Here is a 21,871-nt window from a genome sequence, read left to right on the forward strand (position 1 = left end):
CAAAGGCTCGGACACGGAAAAGAGACGCCCGACCGCGCGAGATCCGTGAAAACCTCGAACTGTGCGGATCGTCCCTTTCTTCTCGTCCATCGCCCTCGGAGCGGCCTCTCTCCTCGGGAGCTCCCTCGCCTACGCCAACCCTCCCGAGCCCTGGTCCGACGCCGACCCGAGCGGCCCCAAGACGCGCATGGCGCTCGGCGATCTCGGGTTCCGAGGCGGCGCCGAGTACCGCGCGAACTTGCTCACGGTGCAGCCCCTCGCCCTCGCCGACGAGACCGCGAGGTACGCCTCGTGGGTCGAGCATCGCCTCCGCTTGGACGGCACGGTCGACTACCTCGACAAGGTGAAGATCACGACCTCGATGGACGCGCTCGACGGCGTGCTCTGGGGCGACAACGGCGATCTCGGCCGGGCCCCCGAGTCGTCGAGCGGCGCCAACATCAACTCGAAGAACGTGAACGCGGCCCGCCTTTGCATGGGCAATACACGGAACGGAAACCCTTTCGATCCGAATAGTTACACCTTCTCGACGTGCCCCGCCGACACGCTCTTCTTGCGCCGCCTCTACGGCGACGTCGTCACGCCCATCGGCCTCTTCCGCATCGGCCGCCAGGCGACGACCGCGGGCGCGGCCGTGGCGCTGAACGACGGCGACGGCCGCCACAACCGCTTCGGCTTCGCGAACCGGGGCAACTCGGTCGACCGCATCCTCTTCGCGACGAAGCCGCTCGAGGCGTTCAAGCCGAAGGACCAGCGTGACAAATCGGAGACCAACGGCGGCTTCCTCATCCTCGCGTACGACCGCGTCGTAGGCGACGCCCCGCAGATCCTGAACGACGACGTGCACCAGTGGGTGACGGCGGTGCGCTACCTCGCGCCCGAGGTGAACCGCTCGGTCAAGGACGTGGAGCTCCGCGGCTTCCACGCGTACCGGTGGGACATCCGCAACGACACGCACATCAACGCGTTCGGCGCGCGCGCCACGGCGCGGTACCGCGATCTCTACGCGGGCTTCGACGCGACGGCCATCGTCGGCAAGACGCGCGAGGTCTCCGAGGCCCTGCGTGTCATCACGAACGATCCGGCGCAGAGCCAGGCCGTCCGACAGCTCGGGTTCCGCGGCGTCGTGCGCTACGATCGCCCGAAATTCAGCCTGTATTTCGAGGGCGACTACGCCTCGGGCGACTCGGACCCGCAGGTCGGCACGCCGCTCACGCAGTTCACGTTCGCGCAGGACTCGAACGTGGGTCTGCTCATGTTCAAACACGCGCTCGCCTACCAGACGGGCCGCGTGGCGGCCGCCGCGACCGAGCTCCTGAAGAGCCTCAAGGCGCCGACGATCCCCGTCGAGTCGGTCGCGACCCAGGGTGCGTTCACGAACGCGTTCGCCATCTTCCCCCAGGTCGACGTACGCCCCGTCGAGAACCTCCTGATCCGCGGCGGCGTGCTCATGGCGTGGGCCCCCGCGAAGGTCATCGACCCAATTTTTTCCCAGCAGCGGCGAGACGGCGTCGACATCTCGGACGACCTCCAGAACTTCGCCGGCGGCAAGCCCGGCACGTTCTACGGCACCGAGCTCGACGCGCGCGTGCAGTACCGCATGTACGATCACTTCGCGTTCGACCTCGAGGGCGCCGTGCTCTTCCCGGGCGACGCCTTCAAGAACGCCGACGGCTTCGCGGCGCGCAGCGTGCTGCTCCAGGGCCGAACCACCTTCTTCTTCTGAGCGAGCGAGCGTCCCATGAGCATTCTCTTTCCTCGAGCCTTCGCGTACGCCGCCCCCTTCGCCGTGGTCGCCGTTGTCGCCGGATCCACGGCGTGCGAGCGGTACGTCGCGCCCCCGGAGGTGGTCGTCGTCGGCGCGAAGGACGGGGTCCTCACCGACGTGAAGGCCCCCCTCGTGCTCTCGTTCACGAAGCCCGTGAACCGCGCCACCCTCGACGTGAAGATCGTCCCGCTCGACCTCGATCTCGAGGGCAATCTCCCTGACGAACGAGGCGAGGCCAGCGAAGAGCTGAAGCCCCTCTTCTCGTACACCGAGCTCGAGACGCTCGGCGGCGAGTCCGACGTCGACCCCGAGGACACGCGGCTCGTCATCCGCCCCAAGGCCCCGTTCCCCGTCGGTCAGAAGCTCGCGATCGTGGTCGAGCCGGGCCTCGCCACGAAGGACGGTGTGGCCACCACGGTCCGCAAGCGCATCCTCTTTTCCTACGACTTCAAGTGCTCGGGCACCTCGGGCACCAAGGTCGTTCCGAACGGCTCGTACTTCGCCCTGCTGGACATCGAGCAGCCGGTCCCGGTGCAAATTCAGCTCTGGGGCCGCATGGAGATCGACGCCACGAACGGCAACGTGCGGGCTCAGTTCACGAACGCCGACCGCAACCCCGCCCTCAAGTGCCCGACCGAATGCGCGGCCGAGAAGGCGTGCCGCCTGAAGCCCGCGCCGGACTGCGTCGTGCCTTCGCTCAAGGCCGGGAACGTCGAGGAGTACTCGGATTTCGTGCCGAACGTGACGCCGCCCACGGGTTACACCGTGACCATCAACGGCTGCATCGAGGACCAAGACGCGGACACCGCGGCCCTCGTCACCGCGCCCGCGAACCTCGTCGTGCAGAAGCCCGAGGTGCAGGTCAATGGCCTCATCCTGACGGCCTCGTTCAAGAAAGACGCGCAGGGCATCGTGCGCTCGACCGGCACGGTCACGGGCTCGGAGATCGTGTTCGGCATCGCGCGCCTCGCGTCGGGCAAGGGCACGGCCTCCATTCGCCTCGTGCCCGAGAGCGAGGCCCCGAAGGACATCCCCCCGCCCCCGGCGGCCGCTCCCTCCCGCGACCAGTGACGGCACCGATGCACCCGACGTACTTTCGAAACCTCGCCGATCTCGGGCGTTTGCCGTGGTTTTCGTCGTTCGAGGACCGCGTCGTCCTGAAGGACAAGGGGCTCGGGCCGATCCTCGACGTGCACACGCACATCGCCCTCGCGTACGTGCGGCCGATGCAGGTCGACCTCGACAAACACTGGGATCGCACCGAGCACTACCTGCCCTCGTGCTGCCCGGTCGATCTCGTGCCGTACTCGAACCGGAACTTCACGAAGGACCACCTCCGCGAGCTCAAGACCGACCTCGCCGCGCGCTCGATCGGGCCGACCGGCATGCGCCGCACCCACACGATCCCGAACCTGATGCGTGAGATGGAGGAGCTCGGGATAAGCCATTCGGTGCTCCTGCCCATCGACTTCCCGGTGCTGAGCCACAACGCGACCTACGCGCTCGACGCCCAAGACAAGACCCGCGGCGCGCTGCTGTCGTTCGGCTCGGTGCACCCCTACTCGCACGACGTCGAAGGAAAGCTCGCCGAGCAAGTGCGACGCGGCGCCCGCGGCGTGAAGGTGCACCCCGCCGTCCAGATGGTGCGCCCCGACGACCCTCGCGCCATGAAGCTCTACAGGCTCTGCGCCGACGCGAAGATCCCGGTGCTGTGGCACTGCGGGCCCGTGGGCATCGAGCCCGTCTTGGGCCGCTACCTCACCCAGGTGCGCCACTACGAGAAGCCCATCGCGGAGAACCCGCACACGACGTTCATCCTCGGCCACGCGGGCGCCCTGCAGCTCGAGGCGGCGATGGAGCTCTGTCGAAAATATCCCAATGTTTACATGGAGATATCTTCCCAAGGGCTCGCGGGTGTTCGCACGCTGCTCGAGCGCGGGAACCCCGACAAAATCCTCCTCGGCTCCGACTTTCCGTTCTACTCGGCGGCGCTCCCGATCGCGCGGGTGCTCATCGTGACGGAAGAGCGGCGCGAGCTCCGCCGCAAGATCTTCTGGGACAACGCGGCCAGGCTGCTCGGGATCGCCTGAACGGGTGTGCTCGCGCCGGTCGGCGTGTACGATGATGGCCCGTGAGCGAGCCTTCGGCCGAACCCCCGACCCTGACCACGCTCACCCCGGGCTCGGTCGTCGGCGGGCGCTACCGCATCGAGCGCCCCCTCGGCGAGGGCGCCATGGGGGCCGTGTACCTGGCCGAGCACGTGCACATGCGCAAGCAGGTCGCGCTCAAGGTGCTGCTCTCGGAGGCCCGAGAAAATAAGGAGATCGTGGCCCGCTTCGAGCGCGAGGCCATCGCCGCGGCGCACATCGACCACCCGAACGTGGTCTCCGCGAGCGACTTCGGCACCACCGAGGACGGGCTCTTCTTCTTGGTGCTCGAGCTCGTCAAGGGGGAGGCCCTGCGCGACGTGGTCGAGGCCGGCCCGCTCCCGTTGGATCGTGTGGTCGCGATCGCCACCCAGATGGGGGCCGCGCTCACGAAGGCCCACGGCATGGGGATCGTGCACCGCGACCTCAAGCCCGAGAACGTGATGCTCGTGCCGCGCGAGGGGGAGCCCGAGCTCGTGAAGGTGCTGGATTTCGGCATCGCCAAGGTCCCGACGCGCGGAGCGGAGGGCGCCGCGCTCACGGCCGCGGGCGCCATCTTCGGGACGCCCGAGTACATGTCGCCCGAACAGGCGCTCGGCCAGCCCGTCGACGCACGGGCCGATCTCTACGCGTTCGGCATCATCCTCTTCGAGCTCCTCACCGGGAAGCGCCCGTTCGATTCGGAGACCGTGATGGGGTACCTCGCCGCGCACCTCAACACGCCCGTGCCCGCGATGGCCGACATCGCGCCGAACGTGGCCGTGCCCCCGGAGGTCGAGGCCGTGGTGGCCCGCATGCTCGCCAAGGTGCCCGAGGACCGGTACCCGAGTGTCCGCGACGCGGTCGTGGCGCTCGAGCAGGCGGCACGCGGAGCGACGCCCCCACCGAGCGTGGCCGTGGTGGCTCCCATGTCGAGCCAAGCGTTTCACCCCGACGACGTGTCCGCGAAGACGATCGCCCCGGGCTCCCTCGAGGCGCCCCACGGCGGGGCGACGCGCGCGCTCGATCCCCGCGCGCTCCTCGAGCGCACGAAGGCCACCCTGCTCGCGCTCGACGCGCGGCTACCGCCCGGGGCACGCGCCCTCCCCCGCGAGGCCAAGCTCTCCATCCTCGTGGGGGCACCGCTCGTCACGGGGATCTTGCTCGTCGCCCTCGTCGTGGCGGCGACGCGGCCGCATCGAGGCACGCTCCCGCTGTCGAGCGAGGAGCTCGAGGCCGACGGCGGGACCCCTGCCCGAGCGAACGCGGTGACCCCCGAACGCATCGCCCAGGCCGAGGCCGAGGGGCCGAAGGCGCTCGACGCCCTGCTGCAGAATCTCCCGAACGACCCGCGCCTCCTCAAGGCGAAGATCCGCGCGCACCGCGTCGCCGGAAACGTGCAGGATGCACTCGATACGGCCGGAGAGCTCGCGAAGGCGGACGGGGCGGCGTTCGACGATGCGACCGTGAGAGAGCTCCTCTCCGAGGCGTTCGACAGCGACGCCGCGCACGTGGCGAAGGCCGTCTCCGTCTGCGAGGGAGCCGGAGCCGGCGGCGCGGACGCCCTGCTCACCTGCGTCACGAAGCCCTCGAAGGCCAAGGCCAAGTGCCTCGAGGCCCTCTCGCGTGCCCCCGCTCGGGACGGAGCCTCTCCCGCGGTGCGTGTGTGGCTCGAGCTCCGCGAGGCGCAGACCTGCCAGGCGAAGTATGCCCTGCTCGATCGTGTGAAGACCGACGGAGACGCCCGAATCCTCCCACAGCTACGCACGCTCTCGTACACGAGCGGCTGCGGCTTCTTCAAGGGGAGCGACTGCTTCCGCTGCTTGCGCCGCGACAAGAAGCTCCCCGAAGCGATCGCCGAGATCGACGCCCGCACGAAGGGCGACTGACGCGGCGGAGAGCGCATCGAAGGGCCAGAGGCTCCCCCGCTTCAGTGCCCGAGCACGGCCGTGACCACCGCGCTCGCGGTCTCGTTCGCGAGGAGGATCCCGTTGCGGTAGTGGCCCGTGGCGAGGTGGAGGCCCGCGAGGTTCGACGCGCCGACGAGCGGCCCGTCGGCGTCACGGACGAGGGGACGGAAGTTCGACGCCGTGCCCGAGAGCGTGGCGGACGCGAGCGAAGGCACCGCGGAGCAGGCCGTCGAGAGGATGTCGACGAGGCCCTTCGCCGTTACGGCCTTCTCGTAGCCGACGTGCTCCACGGTGGAGCCGCAGAGCACACGACCGTCGCCCCGCGGCACCACGTACCCGCCCTCGTGGAACACGATCCGCTTCGTGCGCGCGGGCCGCTGCTCGAGCGCGACGATCTGACCCCGCGCGGGCGTGACACGCGGAGTCTCCGAGGGAACGCCGGGGACGAGGGAGGCCCAGCTCCCGGCCGCGAGCACCACCGCGTCGGCCCCGATGGTCTCCGATCCCACCGAGACCCCGCGACACACGCCGCCCGAGACCACGAGGCCCGTCACGTGCGCCCCCGTCCGGAGGGTGACGCCCGCGGCGTGCGCGGCGACGGTCAGGGCGCGGAGGAGCCGCTCCGGCTCGACCTGGGCGTCGTCCGGGAAATAGAGCGCGAGGCGACGATCCTCGGCCACGGAGGGCTCGACCTCGCGCACCTCGGGCCCCTGCAGGAGCTCGGCGCGGAGCCCGAGAGATGCGTGCAGATCGCAGTCTTTTCGGGCGCGCGCCTCGTTCTCGACGAGCTTCACGATGCCGCACACCTTGTGCCCCACGGCGATGCCCGTGCGCTGCTCGAGGTCGGCCACGAAGGACGCGTAGCCGTCCCGCGCGCGGACGAACGTGCGGAGCTGGGCCTCGTCGTGCGCCTCGACCTGCCCGCCCAAGATGCCCGCCGCGACCGTGGAGGCCTCGGCTCCGATGACCGCGCGCTCGAGCACCGTGACGTTCGCCCCTCGATCACGGAGCCGAAGGGCCGCCGCCGTGCCGATGATTCCCCCGCCGATGACGATGATCTTCATGGTCTCTCTCTCGTAGGTCCGGAGACGCACGACGTGGGCGCCACGTCGTCGCGGATGCCCAAGAAGACGGGCCCCCGGAGGTGACCGTCGCTCGAGTACCCGAAGTAGCGCACCTTCACGACGAGGTGAGGCGCGACGTAACGCCGAGGCTCCTTTTCCCACGGGCCCCTCCGCGGCGGGCTCGGCCACGGAGAGCGTCGGCAGGACGGCCGACAGCACCGTGAGCACGCGGTCTCCGAGCCCCGAGCCCACCTTGCCGCGCACGACGAGCCGCCCGCCCTCGTAGGTCGCGAGGTCGAGCGCTCCGAGCGCCTTGCGGCTCCCCTCGCCTTCGGTGAAGCCGACCACGACGAAGTCGTCCTCGAGGTAGGTCTTCCACTTCACCCAATCGGACGTGCGTTCTCCCGGGCGGTAGCGCGACCCGAGCCGCTTGCCGACGACCCCCTCGAGCCCCTTCGCCTCGCACATGGCGTAGAGCTCGGCCCCTCGGCCCACGTACCCGTCGTGGGGCGCGACGACCGCGCGCGACGGCAAGAGCTCCGTGACGAACGCCTTGCGCCGCTCGAGCGCTTCTCCGCGCACGTCTCGCCCGTGCACGGCGAGGGCGTCGAACACGAGGTAGGCCACGGGCAACGAGCGCATCGCGCGCGCCACGTCTCCCGTCTCGGCGGCGATGCGCCGCTGGAGCAGCTCGAAGCTCGGGAGGCCATCGGGGCCGAGCGCCACGATCTCACCGTCGAGCACGAGGTCGTCGTGAGGGAGCGCGGAGATGGCCGAGGCGATCTCGGGGTACACCTTCGACGCGTCCCGAGACGACCGGTAAACGAGCTTTACCTTTCCTCCGGCCTTGTGGGCGACGATGCGGACCCCGTCGAGCTTGAGCTCGTAGAGCATCGCGGGATCGTCGAGGCGGGCCCGCGTGTCACCGCGTTTTCCGCCCGCGAGCTGGCAGAGCATGGGCCGCGTTCCACGCGCGTCGAGCATGCCGCTCGGTACCGCGGAAGCGCGGGGCGGGCAAGGGATCGAGCCTCCGGGGAGGGTGCTCGCGCGTACAGGGTTTCGCCGAGGATTTCACACGCGCGGCGTGGGCTCACTACGATCGGGTCATGGCAGCGCGCGCAATCGCCTCGGGTACCATCTCGTTCGGCCTCGTGTCGATCCCCATCAAGCTCTACACGGCCGCGTCGCCCAAGGGCGTGAGCTTCAACATGCTGCACGCGAAATGCGGCAGCCGCATGAAGCAGCAGTACCTCTGCCCGATCGACGACGAGGTCGTCGATCGCAAAGACATGGTGAAGGGCTACGAGCACACGAAGGACAGCTACGTGCGCTTCACCGAAGAGGAGATCAAGGCCCTCGAGGCCGAGCGCTCGAACCAGCTCGAGCTGCTCGAGTTCGTCCCCTCCGACACGGTGGACTTCGTGTCGATCGAGAAGACCTACTACCTCGGGCCCGACAAGGGCGGCGATCGCGCGTACGCCCTCCTCTCCCAGTCGCTCGAGCGGGCCGGGCGCATGGCGGTCGGGAAGCTCTCGCAGCGCGGGAAAGAGAACCTCGTGCTCGTGAGACCCTACAAAAAAGGGCTCGTCCTGCACGAGGTCTACTACGCCGACGAGGTACGCGCGTTCGACGAGGTCGAGACGGGGGGCTCGTTCGACTTCAAGCCCATCGAGCTCGAGCTCGCCGACAAGCTCATCGAGCAGCTCGCGCAGGACAGGTTCGAGCCGAGCCGGTTCCGCGACGAGTACGCGGCGCGCGTGCTCGCCGCCGTGGAGCAGAAGATCGCGGGCAACGAGGTCACCGTGGCCGAAGAGGCCCCGAAGGCGCAGATCATCGATCTCCTCGAGGCGCTGAAGCGTAGCGTGGCTGCGACCATGTCGACCGCGCCCCCTCCGGAGGGCCTGCTCGCGAAGGACGACGTGCCCGAGTCCCAGCGCGGTGGCCCCAAGAAGGCCGCGCCGCGCGAGGACGGCGAGACCGCGAAGTCGAAGAAACAGTCGGCGGGCTGAGGCCTGGACCTTGACGCCGCCCCCGCCCCGGGTTCGCGAAGCCCGCAGGGGTGACGGAGAGGCCTGCCGTGAGATCGTGTTCGCCGCCCTCCGCGAGCATGGCATCCCACCCGAGCCCGAGGGGCGCGATCGCGGCATTTTCGGCTTCGGCGAGAGACCCGGGCGCTTCCGAGATCTCGTGGCCGAGGCGCTCGAGGACCCTTCTCGGATCGTGGGCGTCTCGGCCCTCGAGCCGTGGGACGACAAGGGCTTCGTGTCGAGCCTCTTCGTGAGGCCGGAGGCGCGCGGGAGGGGCGTGGGGCGCGCGCTCCTCGCGGCGACGTGCGACGTGGCGCGGGAGCTCGACATGCGGGAGCTCTGGCTCACGACCCGCCCCGTGTTCACGCGCGCGATCCGGCTCTACGAAGCGTATGGCTTCGTGCGGGTGCACGACACGACGGGCGCCTTCGGAGGAGAGCTCGCCTACAGGCTCGTCGTGCCGAGCGCTCGCGGAGCCTGACGAGGGCCCGCGAGCGAGGCCCGCCCGCCTACTTGCGAAGGGCCGCCCACGCGAGGTGGGGAGAGTGCCCCCCGGCCCTCACCATGCGAACCCAGAGGAGCGTCATGTGCTCGAGGTGGAGGGCCTGCACCGCGCCGCCGACGTCGAGCGGGTCGAACCCGAGCGCGTCGCAGAGGCCGCCCACCGTGGACTTCGCGCCCGCGTCGTCGCCCGCGACGAACATCGCCGGACGCGCCCCTCCGGGGAACACCGGGTCCTCGAGGTTCTCGAAGCCGTAGATGGTGAAGGCCTTCACGATGTGGGCGCGCGGCACGAGCTCGGCTACGACCGACGTGCCCGAGCGCGCGCTCGAAAGCCCGTGTGAGAGCCCCGGGCCCACCGGGTTCGTGCAGTCGACGAGGACCTTGCCCGCGAGCTCGTCCGCCACGTCGGAGAGGACCTCGGAGACGGCCTGGAAGGGCACCGCCAAGAACACCACGTCGGCGTCCCTCACGGCCTCGCGCTTCGGCTTCATCGTGAGCCCCGAGCGCGCCCCCTTGCCATCCTGTCGCGCGCTCTCCGCCACGGTGACCTCGTGCCCTAAGGCCGCGAGCCGCCGCGCGAGCGCACCGCCGACGTTGCCTGCCCCGAGAAACGTGAGTCGCATCGGTCGTGTCCTTTCGTCCGCGCCCCGTCACGGGGCGTTCGTGTCGAACGAGGATCGAGCAGGATAGACCTTTCATCCAGTCGAATCATTGAAACTTCCTATTTCGTAGAACGAAATACTTACGATCGACGGCGCGGGCGCGGTCCAGTGGGCCCCCGGGGACGGAGGCGGGTCTCGGCCTCCTCGTGCCTACCTTTGGCGTGCTCGCCCGCCGCTCGGACGAGGGCGTCGCGGACGAGCCTGTGCGCGAGGTCGGCGTCGTACCTCGGGTGCCACACGAGAGAGAGCGCGTAGGGCTTCGTCGGGATCGGGAGCTCGAGCACACGGAGCCCGAGCGCGGGAGCCGCGGCGGTGGCCATGCGCTCGGGCACGGTCAGCAGATAGTCCGTCGCCGAGACGAGCGCCAAGGCGGCGTGGAAGTACGGGACCGCGCGGACGACACGACGCGTAAGCCCGCGCTCGGCGAGCACGTCGTCGACGTGGCCCCCGGGTCGCCCTCGCGGCGCGACTTGGACCTGGTCGATGGCGAGGTAGGTGTCCAACGTGAGGCGCTTCGGGACCTTGGGGTGCCCGTCTCGGACCACACACACGAACCGGTCGGTCAAGAGGACGCGGCTCCGCATCTCCGGCGGGAGATCCTCGTAGATGCCGACGGCGAGATCGGCGTCCCCGAGCCGAAGGAGGGCGCCGTCGTCTCGGGTGTTGGGCACGAAGCGGAGCACGAGGCGAGGTGCGACACGACCGAGCTCGCGGTCCACGGCGTGCCCGAGCACGGTGAGCACGTAGTCGGACGCGGCCACGACGAACGCCCGATCGACGGTCGCGGGATCGAACGATCTTGGGGCATCGAGGGTGCGACGCGCGGCCTCGACCAGCGCGCGGACCTCGGGACGGAGCGCCTCGGCGCGGGGCGTGAGCACCATCCCGCGGCCCGAGCGTACGAGCAGCGGGTCCGAGAGCTCGTCCCGGACACGGGCGAGCGTGTGGCTCATGGCGGGTGTCGAGAGGCCCAACCGGCGGGCCGCTCGTGTGACGCTGGCCTCCTGGAGGAGCGCGTCGAGCGCGGGCAGGAGCGCGAGGTCGAACGATTTCATGACGTGAAAGGATAGCGAACCCATCGTTTCACGGGAGTGACCTTTCGTTCGAGGTCGTCGCCGGTGACGCCGTGCGGCACGAGGGCGCGAGCGCGCGCACCGACGGCCCGGTTTCGGCGTGGCCAAGGGCGCCCCGCGCGCCGTACATTAGGGCCCCTACGGAAGAGAACGGAGAGCCCATGTCCGACACGCCCGAGCCGCAACCGAAAGAAGACCGCCGCTTCGTCCCATCGAACGACTTCGTCGCGCGCGCGCGCGTCGGGTCCCACGCCGAGTACGTCTCGAAGCACGCGCTCTCGCTCGAGGATCCGGCGCGGTTCTGGGCCGAGGAGACACAAGATCTCGTGTTCCGCGAGACCTGGAAGGCCTTCTCGGAGTGGGACCTCCCGAACGCCAGGTTCTTCGTCGGCGCGAAGCTCAACGTGAGCGAGAGCTGCCTCGATCGTCACCTCGGGACGGCGGCCCGGCAGCGCGCGGCGATCGTGTTCGAGGGGGAGCCGGGCGACACGCGCACCCTCACCTACTTCGAGCTCCACCGCGAGGTCGTGCGCTTCGCCGCGGCGCTCGTCGACCTCGGCGTGAAGGCCGGGGACCGCGTCGCCATCTACATGGGCATGGTGCCCGAGGCCGCGATCGCCATGCTCGCGTGCGCACGGATCGGCGCTCCGCACAGCGTCGTGTTCGGCGGGTTCTCGGCCGAGGCCCTCCGCGACCGCATCAACGATCTCGGGGCCAAGGTGCTCGTCACCCAGGACGGGGCCTGGCGCCGGGGCAACGTGGTGCCCCTGAAGCAGATGGCCGACAAGGCCCTCACCGAGGCCAAGAGCGTCGAGCACGTCATCGTGTACGAGCGCATCGGCCAGCGGCTCGCGCCCTACACGCTCGAGCCCGGGCGCGACCACCAGTGGGACATGCTGCTCGCGCGCGCGCCGAGCCCCGAGGCCCTCGCGAAGGCCAAGAAGCCCGACGCCTTCGACGCCGAGCACCCGCTCTTCGTTCTCTACACCTCGGGCTCCACGGGGAAACCCAAGGGCGTGCTCCACACGAGCGCCGGGTACCTCGCGGGCGCGCACGTCTCGGCCAAGTACGTCTTCGACCTGAAAGACTCCGACCTTTACTGGTGCACGGCCGACGTGGGCTGGGTCACGGGGCACAGCTACATCGTGTACGGGCCGCTCTCGAACGGGGCCTCGTGCCTCATGTACGAGGGCGCCCCGAACTTCCCCGATCCGGCGCGCTTCTGGGGGATCATCGAGAAGCACGGCGTCACCATCCTCTACACGGCGCCCACGGCCATCCGCGCGTTCATCCGCTGGGGCGACGAGCACCCGCAGAAGCACGATCTCTCGAGCTTGCGGCTCCTCGGCTCGGTGGGCGAGCCCATCAACCCCGAGGCGTGGACGTGGTACCACCGCGTGATCGGCGGAGGTCGCTGCCCGATCGTCGACACGTGGTGGCAGACCGAGACCGGCAGCATCATGCTCACGACGCTTCCGGGCGCGTGTTACTCGAAGCCTGGCTCCACAGGGCTGCCCATGTTCGGGGTCGACATCCAGGTCGTGCACGACGACGGAAAGCCGTGCGCGGCCGGAGAGAGCGGGAAGCTCGTCGTGCGAAGGCCGTGGCCGTCGATGGCGCGCACCCTCTACGGCGACGACGCGCGCTTCAAGGAGAGCTACTGGTCGCAGATGCCCGGTGTCTACTTCACGGGCGACGGCGCGCGCTGCGACGGGGACGGTTATTTCTGGGTCACGGGCCGGGTCGACGACGTGCTCAACGTCGCCGGGCATCGCATCGGGACCGCCGAGATCGAGAGCGCGCTCGTGAGCCACCCCGCGGTCGCCGAGGCCGCCGCCGTGGGCCGCCCCGACGAGCTCAAGGGCCAAGCGCTCGTCGTGTTCGTGACGCTCAAGACCGGGCAGGTGGCCGACAAGGCCATGAAGGGCAAGCTCGCCGAGCACATCGACAAGGAGATCGGCAAGTTCGCCCGCCCCGACGAGGTCCGCTTCGCCGACGCTCTCCCGAAGACACGCAGCGGGAAGATCATGCGCCGGCTCCTCAAGGAGATCGCCTCGGGTGCGCTCGAGACGAAGGGCGACACGTCGACGCTCGAAGATCTCTCGGTCCTCGCGAAGCTCCGCGCGAACGACGAAGCCTGATCCTTCACCTTACGACGGACAAAGGAAAGGCCCCGAATTTCGGGGCCTTTTCGCGCATTTAGAGATGCCCTGGTCTCAGTAGCGGCCGCCTCGGCCACCGCGATCGCCGCCGCGCTCACCACGGTCACGGCCGCCACCACCACCGCCGCCGTAGCCGCCGCGACCACCGCCGCCACCGCCGCCGTAGCCACCACCACCACCGCCGCCGTACCCACCGCCGCCACCGCCGCCGCCGAAGCTACGACCGCCGCCGCCGCCGCCGCGAGCCTGGCGCTCCTCGGCCTCGTTGACGCGGAGGGGGCGACCCTCGAGGACGGCGCCGTTCAGCTTCTGGATGGCGGCCTGCGCGAGGGTCGCGTCGGCCATGGTGACGAACCCGAACCCGCGGGATTGACCCGTCGCGCGGTCCATCACGACATGCACGTCCGTGACCTCGCCCACTTCGGCGAACGCGGACCGGAGCACGTCTCCGGTCGTGTGAAACGAAAGATTGCCCACGTAAAGTCGGTTGCTCATGCCGCGTTCTCTCCGAGAGGGGTCACGCCACGACGGCGCGCCAGACGTTGGGGCTAGCGCGCGCAGACACCCCACGCAAGGAACCGGCCGAGCTTTCCGCAGGAAGTGGCGCTGGCCCGGTGCGTCAATTCGGACGACGTCGGGTCGAATGGGGGCTGTTTCCGACGGGGGCGCCGCGGTATCTCCGGGGCATGAAGCTAGAAGGCAAGGTCGCGCTCGTCACGGGGGCCACGTCGGGCATCGGCGAGGCGTGCGCACGGGCCCTCCACGCGGAGGGCGCGACGGTGGTGCTCGCGGGCCGGCGGGAGGACAGGCTCCGGTCGCTCGCGGCGGCGCTCGGTGACCGCGCGCACCCGATGGTGCTCGACGTGACGAACCGCGCCGACGTCGCGGGGGTCCCCCTCCCCGCGGGGCTCGCGCACGTCGACGTCCTCGTGTCGTCGGCCGGGCTCGCCCTCGGGCTCGAGCCGTTCCACGAGGCCAGCCTCGACGACATGACCACCATGATCGAGACGAACTGCGTGGGCCTCGTGCACGTGGCGCGGAGGTTCTTGCCGGGCATGGTGGCGCGCGGCGCGGGGCACGTCGTGCACATAGGCTCCGTCGCAGGTACGTACCCCTACCCGTCGGGGCATGTGTATGCTGCAACGAAGGCGTTCGTCCACCAGCTCACGCTCGGCATGAAGGCCGACCTCGTCGGGACCGGGGTGCGTGTCACGTCGATCGAGCCCGGCATGGTGGAGACGGAGTTCTCGAAGGTGCGCTTCTCGGGCGACGACACGCGGGCGGCCAAGGTGTACGAGGGCATGACGCCCCTCTCCGCCACCGACATCGCCGACCTCGTGCTCTTCGCCGTGACACGCCCGGCGCACGTGAACGTGAACGCGCTCGAGGTGATGCCCGTGGCCCAAGGCTTCGGCCCCTTCGTGGTGAAGCGCGGATGAGCGACGCGCGTCGCTTCGAGCCTGGCCTCCGTTTCCTGCTGTCGGGTCTGATGGTGGGGGTGGGCGTCCTCCACTTCGCGAGCCCCGCGTTCTTCGTCGAGCTCATGCCTCGCGCCATCCCCGAGGGCCTCCACGTCCCGCTCGTGTGGCTCTCGGGCGTGTTCGAGATCCTCGGAGGTCTCGGGCTCTTCCCCGAGCGGACGCGGAGGCTCTCGGCCTTCGGGCTGATGGCGCTCTACGTCGCAGTGTTCCCCGCGAACGTGCGCATGGCGCTCGACCCCGCGCACTTCCACGTCCCCGCGTGGGCGGCGTACGCCAGGCTCCCGTTTCAGCTCCTCTTTTTGGCTTGGGCGTACCGCTACACCCGGCCGGAGCACGCCCGATGAGCCCACCCACGCGCCCGGCTCGCGAAGGCGACCATCCCGCCGTGGCGGAGCTCTTCCTCGCGCTCGAGACGAACGAGCCCGCCCCCTCCGAGGCGCGCTTCGTGGGCGAGATGATGGCGACCACGCGCGTGGCCGAGCACGACGGCCGCGTGTCGGCATACCTCTTCTACCAGCTCATCGGCGAGACGCTCTACGTGCGGCACGTGGCGACGGCCAAGGAGCGGCGCCGCGAAGGAGCCGCGAGGGCGCTCTTTCGTGACACGAAAGAGCTCGGGCGAGCGGCCGGCGCGCGTGAGATCTGCCTCAACGTCAAACCCGACAACACGAGCGCGATCCGCCTCTACGAGAGCGAAGGCCTCGCGAGAGCCTACGCGTCCGCCGCGTTCCGACTCCACTTCTCGACGTTCCCCGTCTCGAGCGCGCGAGGCACCGTGACCTGTCCGCTCGCCCCCGAGCTCGACGCGGCGCTCGAGGCGCGCTTCGGGTTGCCGGGAGGTCAGCTCGCGATGGCACGAGGCCTCCCGAACCGCGTCGTGCTCGGCGCCACGCGCGACGGAGCGCCCGCGGGCGTCGCCTGTTTCGACCGAGGATTTCCAGGGTGTTTCCCGTTTCGAGCCGACACGGCCGAGACCGCCGCCGCGCTCGTCGAGGCCTGCCGGGCCGTCACGGCGTCGGACGAGATGGGCCTCGTCGTCGAGGACGCGCCGCAGATCGAGGCGTGGCTCGAGAGCGAGGGCCTCACGCCTCACCTCCGCATCGAGCACTACAGGGGACCGCTCGCGACCTGAGAGGTGCCGGCGCTCAGGGGACCTCGCGGCACGACGTGCTGCGGTTCGGGGGCAGCTCGGGCGCGTTCTCCCAGCGGATCTCGACCTGGTGACAGACGATGCGTGGGTAGGGTTTGGCGAGCGAGCCGAGACCCAGGACGAAGGCCATCGCGAGCCCCGTGACCCCGAGGGACACGAGGGCCGCGCCGCTTCGCCGTTCGTCGGCCGCGCGCGCCACCTCGGCGATGTCGCGCGCGTCCTCGATGGCCTTCGGGTCGAGGTACGGCACGGGCTTCGAGCGGTAGGGCATGCCGGAAGAACACCCACGCGGGGTACGCCTTGGGCACCCTATGCAGATTCCACTCGAGCGCGAAATCTACAGTCAGATCGGATACTTGGCAAAAAAAGGCGGAGCGCCCGCGCGGTCTCCCGGGCGAGCGCTCGACGAGGACGTGGGCGGCTCAGCCGACGACGGTGGCCCAGCCGTGGGTGTCGGGCCCGGTGCCGTACTGCACGCCGGTGATGGCCGCGCGGAGGCGATCGGAGATGGTGGTCTCCTTGCCGACCTCGATGCGATCGGAGCCCCACATGAGCTCGCCCACGGGGGACACGACCGCGGCCGTGCCCGTGCCGAAGACCTCCTTGAGCTCGCCCTGCTTGGCCGCCGACGCGACCTCGTCCATCGTGATGCGGCGCTCGGAGACACGCACGCCCCACTCGCGAAGGAGCGTGAGCGACGACTGCCGCGTGATGCCCGCGAGGATGGTGCCGCCGTCGAGCGGCGGGGTGACGACCTCGTCGCCGATGCGGAGGAAGAGGTTCATGGTGCCGACCTCTTCGAGGTAGCGGCGCTCGATCGCGTCGAGCCAGAGGACCTGGTCGTACCCGTTCTCCTTCGCGCGGTGGGCGGCGGCGAGGCTCGCCGCGTAGTTCGCGGCCGTCTTGACGGCGCCGAGGCCTCCGGGGGCCGCGCGCACGTGCTCCTTCTCGACCCAAATGCGGAGCGGCCGCATGCCGCCCTCGTAGTAGTCGCCCACGGGCGAGAGCAGCACGAGGAAGATGTAGTCTTTGGCCGGGCGCACGCCGAGGAACCCTTCGTCGGCGATGATGAGCGGGCGAATGTACATCGCCTCGTTCTTGCCGCGCGGGATGGCCGAGCGCGTCTTGGTGACGAGCTCGAGGATGCCCTCACGGACACGCGGGAGATCGAGCTTCGGCATGGCGAGCCGATCGACGCCGCCCTGCATGCGCGCGAGGTGCGCGTCGAGGCGGAAAATGCGGACCTTGCCATCGGCCCCGTGGAACGCCTTCAAGCCCTCGAAGAGGGCCTGCCCGTAGTGGAGGACGGCGGCCGCCGGATCGAGCGAGAGGTTCTGACGAGGGGTGCAGCCGAGCTCGTACCAGCCACGCCCTTCGTGGTACCGGCCGTAGAGCATGGTGTCGGCGAACACGCGCCCGAAGCCGAGCGGCTGCGTGGGCGTGGAGGTCGCGACGGGCGGTGCGGAGGTCTTCTGGGCGGGCTCGTGCATCATGGGGACTCTCGCGGCGTCGGGGCGCTCCGCGCGCACGGCGCGGGCACATGGGGTGGGTACGGCTCCCCCTTTCTTGGACAGAACGGCGCGGAAGGCAATCGTGCAATGCGTCGATCGTGAAACGTTTTTTTGCCGCCCTGCGCCAGCGCACGAGGCCACGTTTCTCCGAGGCGAAATCGCTCGAGACTTCGCGCTCTTTTGCACTGCAAAAAAGGCCGAGGCGCACCCCTTCGAGGAGGCGCGCCTCGACGACGAGACAGGTGCGCTACTTGACCTCGAAGACCTCGACCTTGTCCTCGAGGAAGCGGGGCACGAGCAGGCGGCCGCGCTTCTTGTCGTAGCCGATGTCCGCGGGCGCCTTGACCCCCGTGACGACCGAGGCGAACGGCGCCTTCGCCTTGCCCCGAAGGACCTCGGAGCCGCCCCACGACGAGACGAGCAGGCTCCCGTCGCCGAGGAGGACGATGCCATCGAGCGCGCCTTTGCCGAGCTTCGCGGCGTCGGTCTTCTTCCCTTTCGCGTCGAGCGTGTAGAGCTCGCCGGAGCCGAACGTGGCGACGTAGAGCGTCTTGCCGTCGACGAGGAGACCGTTCGGCTTGCCGAGGTCGGTCGACTTCGCGACGGGCTTCGCCTTGCCCTTCTCGATCACGTAGACGGCGTCCGTGCCGGTGGGCTCGAAGTCCTTCTCGCCCTGCTTGAGGCCCGAGTCCGAGACGTAGACTTTCCCGTCGGGACCGGCGGCGACGTCGTTCAGGAAGGTCGCGCCGGGGATCACGACGTCGGCCTTCGGGGCGAGGGTCTTCGCGTCGAACGTGCGCACGACCGAGATGTCGGCGACGTAGAGCACCCCGCCCGCGATGGCCATGCCCTTCGGGGCGTTGAGCGTGACCTTGTTGGCGCCCCCGGCGACGAGCTTCGCGGTCTTGACGGTGCCGTCCGGCGAGAGCTCGGTGATGAACCCGTTGTTGTCGACGTCGAGCGGCTTGCCGTGGATGTTCGAGACCAGATAGCGGTCGTTGGGCTCGTCCCAGTAGACGCTCTCGGGGGTGGCGAAGGCGCCGGTGTAGGTCAATACCGGCGCGGGCTGCGGGCCCTCCGGCTTCTTCGGCTCCGGGGCGGCCGAGGCCGAGGCGTCCGGGGCGACGGACGCGGACGGCGCAGGCGGCGGCTCCGTGGGCTTCGGGGTCTCGACGACCGGCGGCGTCGCGGGGGGCGGCGGAGGCTCCGCGCACGCAACGAGCGCGGTGGGCACCGCGGAGAGCACGAGGGCGAGGGAGAGAGCACGCGACGTCATGGGGAGCCTTTCGATGCGGGAGGTGTGGGTTTCGGAGAGCGGAAGGCCGCGCACGGATCTTCTTCGGCGGGTGCGGCCGGCGTGAACACGACGTAGTCGTGGGTGGTGAGGTCGTCGTAGTCGGCGGGGCGTACGCGGCCCGGCTCGACCTCGACGAGCGCGACCGAGACGAACCCGCCGGGCGGCAGGAACCGAGGGACACCGCGGTCGCCGCGCGTGTGCCCCTTCCCGGCGAGCAGCACGGCGGACGGCGCGCGCTTCATGGCCACCGCGAAGAGCGCGTCCCGTGCGTGCTGGATGCGCGCCATCGGGGCGAGGTATTCGCTCGGGAGGTGCCCGCAGTGCGAGGCGAAGAGCTCGTCCGAGAGCGCCTTCTCGGAGGCGTCGTCGAAGGTGACCGTGCCGAGCTCGCGCCGCACCTCCTCGGGGATCACGAGCTCGGGGTGGGCCATGAGCGCGCGCACGTCGATCTTGTCGAAGCTCCCGGCCACGACGGGCATGGTCCGCGCGAGCGCGCGCTCGAAGATCGGGGCGTACATCGTGAAGGGCCCCCAGCCCGTGTCCCACCCCACCTCCGTGGGGAGCTCCCCGGCCGTGCGATGGCCGACGCCGAAGAAGCCATCGAGCTTCGGCTGCGCGCTCGCCCGAAAATGCTCCATCACGATGGGCCGAGGCGCGCTCCGCCCGAGCGCGTCGACGACACGAGCTTGGAAGGCGTGATGCGCCGCGCTGTCGTGCTTCTCGCCGACGAGCACGTAGGGGTGCTTCGCGAGGCTCGTGAAGAGGCGAGCCTCGTCGAGCTTCTCTCGGCCCTCGCGCGCGTAGATGGCCCCTTCGAGGGGGTGACCAGGCTGCGGGCGCGGGGCCTCCTTCGGGGGAGCCTCGGGCCGCGCACAGCCCGAGGTGAGCGCGAGAGTGGCAAGGACCGCGGCGAAGCTTCGGCGGCGCAACGTCATGCCTGAGGACCGCGCGAGGGAGAGGGCGCCTCGGTGAACATGTGTCGCGGTTTAGCGAATGGGGACGCACACGAAAAGGGTCCTTCCGCTCGAGCTCGCTCCGACGAGGCCGCGTGGGCGCGCGCCGAGGGCGCGAAGCGTCAGGATCTCCGGGCGAAGAGCGGCCCTTCGCCCCGGGTTCGTGCCTCGTGCGCGAGGAGCCACACCTTGTTCGCGACGCCACCGGCGTACCCCGTGATCGCGCCCGACTTGCCGACCACCCTGTGGCACGGCACCACGATGCCGACCGGGTTCTTCCCGATGGCCCCACCGACCGCGCGGACCGCGCGTTCGGCCGAGACGTCCCGCGCCACGTCGGAGTACGCAACCGTCTCGCCGTAGGGGATCGTGAGGAGCGCGCGCCACACACGCTCCTGGAGGGGCGTCCCCGACAGCGCGAGGGGCAGATCGAACCGCGTGAGCCGACCCGCGAAGTAGGCCTCGAGCTGACGGACGGTCTCGCCGAGCACCTCGCCGTCGGCCCCCGAGAGGGCCCCCTCCGAGCGCGGCAAAGATGACAAAAAAACCTGTTCTTCCATACGGATAGACACGACTCGCGCGACGCGTACGGCCACCTCGAGGGGGCCGACCGGCGACACGATCCGGGCGATCGCGATCGGGGGTGAGGTCGGCTCCTTCACGAGAGGCTCCTTCCACCGGCCGAGGCCGTGTACGCGTGGAGCGCGGCGTACGCACGGTACGGGCGGAGCGCCTCGACGCGAGCTTCGGCCCGCGCGGGAGAGACCCCGAGCACCCGCGCGATCACGAGGTCCCCAGAAGGGAAGCCGTCGGGATCGAAGAGACCTCGCATGGCGGCGTACCCCACCGTGAACCCGCCGATCCCACGCACGTCGGCGAGGGCGGACGTCACCCGGTCGCGCGGCGAGGAGAAGAGCCCCTCCGCCGCGAGTCGAGCGACCTCGACGATGGCCGAGGCCTTCTGCGGCCCGAGCCCTGCGCGAGCGACGACCTCGGGCCCTGCTCGGACGACGTCGGCGGCTCCGGGGAAGTGACGCTCGACGCCGTGGGAGGGAGCCTCGAGCGGCGCTCCCAAGGCCTCGGCGAAGCGGGTGAGGCACGTGCGCGCGGCGGTCACCGAGATCCGTTGGCCGACGATCGCGCGCACCACGGCCTCGAACGGGTCGAAAATCCCGGGCACGCGGAGACCTGGGCGGGCCGCGACGAGCCCCTCGAAGGCCCGATCGGTCGAGAGCACCTCGTCGATCACGTCGGGCCGCGCGTCCGTGTCGAACACCCTCCGCGCCACGCGCACGACAGCCGGGAGCGCCGTCGCGAGCGTCGCGTCGAGCGAGAGCACGATCCGCGTCTCCCCCTCGAGCCTCGCCCGCAGCGCCCCTTCGGCGCCACCGAAGCGCACGGCCCTCGCGTACGAGGCCTCGTCGCCACGTTCGACGGAAGGGATCGCGCGTGCGGCGAGGTAGCGGAAGAGATCGTGCCCCCGGTACGGCGGGCGCGCGAAGAGCTTGGCCTCGATCTCTGCCGAAGGCCCGCTCGGCGCACGTCGCCGCGGTGACCGGAGCGATGCGCGCACCGCCGACGGGCTCTTGGCGAACCGAGCGACGAACGCAGCGTTGAAGCGGCGTAGGCTGCGGTAGCCGCTGGCGAGCGCGATCTCCACGATCGACAGGTCCGTGTCGTGGAGGAGGCGCTTCGCCGTCGCGAGGCGACGTGACGCCGCGACCGAGTGCGGGCTCGCTCCGAGCTCCGAGAGGAACGCCCGCCGAAGCGTACGCTCGCTCACGTCGAGGCGTGCGGCGAGCGCGCCCACCGTGCCCTCGTCGAGCGACCCACGCTCGATGGCCTCGAGGGCCTCTTCGACGACCCTCCCGGCTCCGCCGAGGCGCGCGTGCGGAGCGAGCTCGGGACGACATACGAAACAGGCGCGGTACCCTGCGTCCTCGGCCGACGACGCGGACGCGAAGAGCTCGCACGAGCTCTCCTTCGGCGTCCGCGCAGAGCACACGGGGCGGCAGTAGATCCCCGTCGTGCGCACGCCGAAGAAGAAGAGCCCGTCGTAGCGCGGGTCGCGCGCGACGATGGCGCGGTACATCGATGCGTTGGTTCCCATACCCGGGAGAAGTGCCCCACGCGGTGGCGCGGCGCTCGCCGTTTTCGGCCACGCCGGCATCTTCGACGACCTC

Annotated in this window: 20 protein-coding genes; 10 read left to right on the forward strand and 10 right to left on the reverse strand. The window is 70.2% G+C overall.

Annotation, left to right across the window (positions count from 1 at the left end; translation table 11 throughout):
• Positions 1-61 precede the first annotated feature (61 nt).
• The 4 genes from IPK71_27270 to IPK71_27285 are packed head-to-tail and all read left to right on the forward strand — an operon-like array spanning position 62 to position 5,783.
• Entirely contained in the window at positions 62-1,726 is a 1,665-nt protein-coding gene (locus IPK71_27270; GenBank protein ID MBK8217444.1) for an alginate export family protein, read from the forward strand.
• Positions 1,727-1,741: 15 nt separating this feature from the next.
• Positions 1,742-2,839: a hypothetical protein gene (locus IPK71_27275; protein ID MBK8217445.1), complete on the forward strand. Its 1,098-nt coding sequence runs from the start codon at positions 1,742-1,744 to the stop codon at positions 2,837-2,839.
• Between the two features lie 8 nt (positions 2,840-2,847).
• Entirely contained in the window at positions 2,848-3,858 is a 1,011-nt protein-coding gene (locus IPK71_27280; protein MBK8217446.1) for an amidohydrolase family protein, read from the forward strand.
• 41 nt (positions 3,859-3,899) lie between these two features.
• Positions 3,900-5,783, forward strand: a complete 1,884-nt coding sequence (locus IPK71_27285; protein ID MBK8217447.1) for a serine/threonine protein kinase — start codon at positions 3,900-3,902, stop codon at positions 5,781-5,783.
• A 41-nt stretch (positions 5,784-5,824) separates the two neighbouring features.
• Here the strand turns inward: IPK71_27285 and IPK71_27290 are convergent, their stop codons facing one another.
• On the reverse strand, positions 5,825-7,825 hold the full coding sequence (locus IPK71_27290; GenBank protein ID MBK8217448.1) for an FAD-dependent oxidoreductase: 2,001 nt from the start codon (positions 7,823-7,825) through the stop codon (positions 5,825-5,827).
• A gap of 149 nt (positions 7,826-7,974) precedes the next feature.
• Here IPK71_27290 and IPK71_27295 point away from each other — a divergent pair, with 149 nt between their 5' ends.
• Complete coding sequence (locus IPK71_27295; GenBank protein ID MBK8217449.1) at positions 7,975-8,877, forward strand: Ku protein; 903 nt, start codon at positions 7,975-7,977, stop codon at positions 8,875-8,877.
• A gap of 10 nt (positions 8,878-8,887) precedes the next feature.
• Positions 8,888-9,376, forward strand: a complete 489-nt coding sequence (locus IPK71_27300; protein ID MBK8217450.1) for a GNAT family N-acetyltransferase — start codon at positions 8,888-8,890, stop codon at positions 9,374-9,376.
• Positions 9,377-9,404: 28 nt separating this feature from the next.
• Here IPK71_27300 and IPK71_27305 read toward each other — a convergent pair whose 3' ends face one another.
• Positions 9,405-10,022 (reverse strand): NADPH-dependent F420 reductase, encoded by a 618-nt coding sequence (locus IPK71_27305; GenBank protein ID MBK8217451.1) that lies wholly within the window; start codon positions 10,020-10,022, stop codon positions 9,405-9,407.
• Between the two features lie 119 nt (positions 10,023-10,141).
• Positions 10,142-11,116 carry a LysR family transcriptional regulator gene (locus IPK71_27310; GenBank protein MBK8217452.1) on the reverse strand — a complete coding sequence of 325 codons (975 nt, stop codon included), beginning with the start codon at positions 11,114-11,116 and terminating at the stop codon, positions 10,142-10,144.
• A 179-nt stretch (positions 11,117-11,295) separates the two neighbouring features.
• On the opposite strand from IPK71_27310, the gene acs reads away from it, so the two are divergent.
• Complete coding sequence (gene acs, locus IPK71_27315) at positions 11,296-13,275, forward strand: acetate--CoA ligase (GenBank protein ID MBK8217453.1); 1,980 nt, start codon at positions 11,296-11,298, stop codon at positions 13,273-13,275.
• A gap of 75 nt (positions 13,276-13,350) precedes the next feature.
• Here acs and IPK71_27320 read toward each other — a convergent pair whose 3' ends face one another.
• Positions 13,351-13,791 carry an RNA-binding protein gene (locus tag IPK71_27320; protein ID MBK8217454.1) on the reverse strand — a complete coding sequence of 147 codons (441 nt, stop codon included), beginning with the start codon at positions 13,789-13,791 and terminating at the stop codon, positions 13,351-13,353.
• A gap of 191 nt (positions 13,792-13,982) precedes the next feature.
• On the opposite strand from IPK71_27320, the gene IPK71_27325 reads away from it, so the two are divergent.
• Genes IPK71_27325 through IPK71_27335 form a run of 3 tightly spaced genes read left to right on the forward strand, consistent with a single transcriptional unit; the run spans position 13,983 to position 15,909 of the window.
• Positions 13,983-14,735, forward strand: a complete 753-nt coding sequence (locus IPK71_27325; GenBank protein MBK8217455.1) for an SDR family NAD(P)-dependent oxidoreductase — start codon at positions 13,983-13,985, stop codon at positions 14,733-14,735.
• Entirely contained in the window at positions 14,732-15,121 is a 390-nt protein-coding gene (locus tag IPK71_27330; GenBank protein ID MBK8217456.1) for a DoxX family protein, read from the forward strand. The genes IPK71_27325 and IPK71_27330 overlap by 4 nt, the downstream gene beginning before the upstream one ends.
• Positions 15,122-15,162: 41 nt before the next feature.
• Positions 15,163-15,909 (forward strand): GNAT family N-acetyltransferase, encoded by a 747-nt coding sequence (locus IPK71_27335; GenBank protein MBK8217457.1) that lies wholly within the window; start codon positions 15,163-15,165, stop codon positions 15,907-15,909.
• A 13-nt stretch (positions 15,910-15,922) separates the two neighbouring features.
• On the opposite strand, the gene IPK71_27340 is transcribed toward IPK71_27335, so the two are convergent.
• From IPK71_27340 to IPK71_27365, 6 genes are all read right to left on the reverse strand, one after another.
• Entirely contained in the window at positions 15,923-16,198 is a 276-nt protein-coding gene (locus tag IPK71_27340) for a hypothetical protein (protein ID MBK8217458.1), read from the reverse strand.
• A gap of 151 nt (positions 16,199-16,349) precedes the next feature.
• Positions 16,350-17,417, reverse strand: a complete 1,068-nt coding sequence (locus IPK71_27345; GenBank protein ID MBK8217459.1) for a branched-chain amino acid aminotransferase — start codon at positions 17,415-17,417, stop codon at positions 16,350-16,352.
• Positions 17,418-17,685: 268 nt separating this feature from the next.
• Entirely contained in the window at positions 17,686-18,714 is a 1,029-nt protein-coding gene (locus IPK71_27350) for an SMP-30/gluconolactonase/LRE family protein (protein ID MBK8217460.1), read from the reverse strand.
• Entirely contained in the window at positions 18,711-19,670 is a 960-nt protein-coding gene (locus IPK71_27355; protein MBK8217461.1) for a ChaN family lipoprotein, read from the reverse strand. Before IPK71_27355 ends, IPK71_27350 begins: the two co-directional genes overlap by 4 nt.
• A 140-nt stretch (positions 19,671-19,810) precedes the next feature.
• Positions 19,811-20,248, reverse strand: coding sequence for a methylated-DNA--[protein]-cysteine S-methyltransferase (locus IPK71_27360; GenBank protein MBK8217462.1), 438 nt, complete (start codon positions 20,246-20,248; stop codon positions 19,811-19,813).
• Between the two features lie 98 nt (positions 20,249-20,346).
• Positions 20,347-21,798 (reverse strand): DNA-3-methyladenine glycosylase 2 family protein, encoded by a 1,452-nt coding sequence (locus IPK71_27365; protein ID MBK8217463.1) that lies wholly within the window; start codon positions 21,796-21,798, stop codon positions 20,347-20,349.
• Positions 21,799-21,871 lie beyond the last annotated feature (73 nt).

This window comes from Myxococcales bacterium, assembly GCA_016712525.1.
In the GTDB taxonomy this organism is placed as follows: domain Bacteria; phylum Myxococcota_A; class Polyangia; order Polyangiales; family Polyangiaceae; genus JAAFHV01.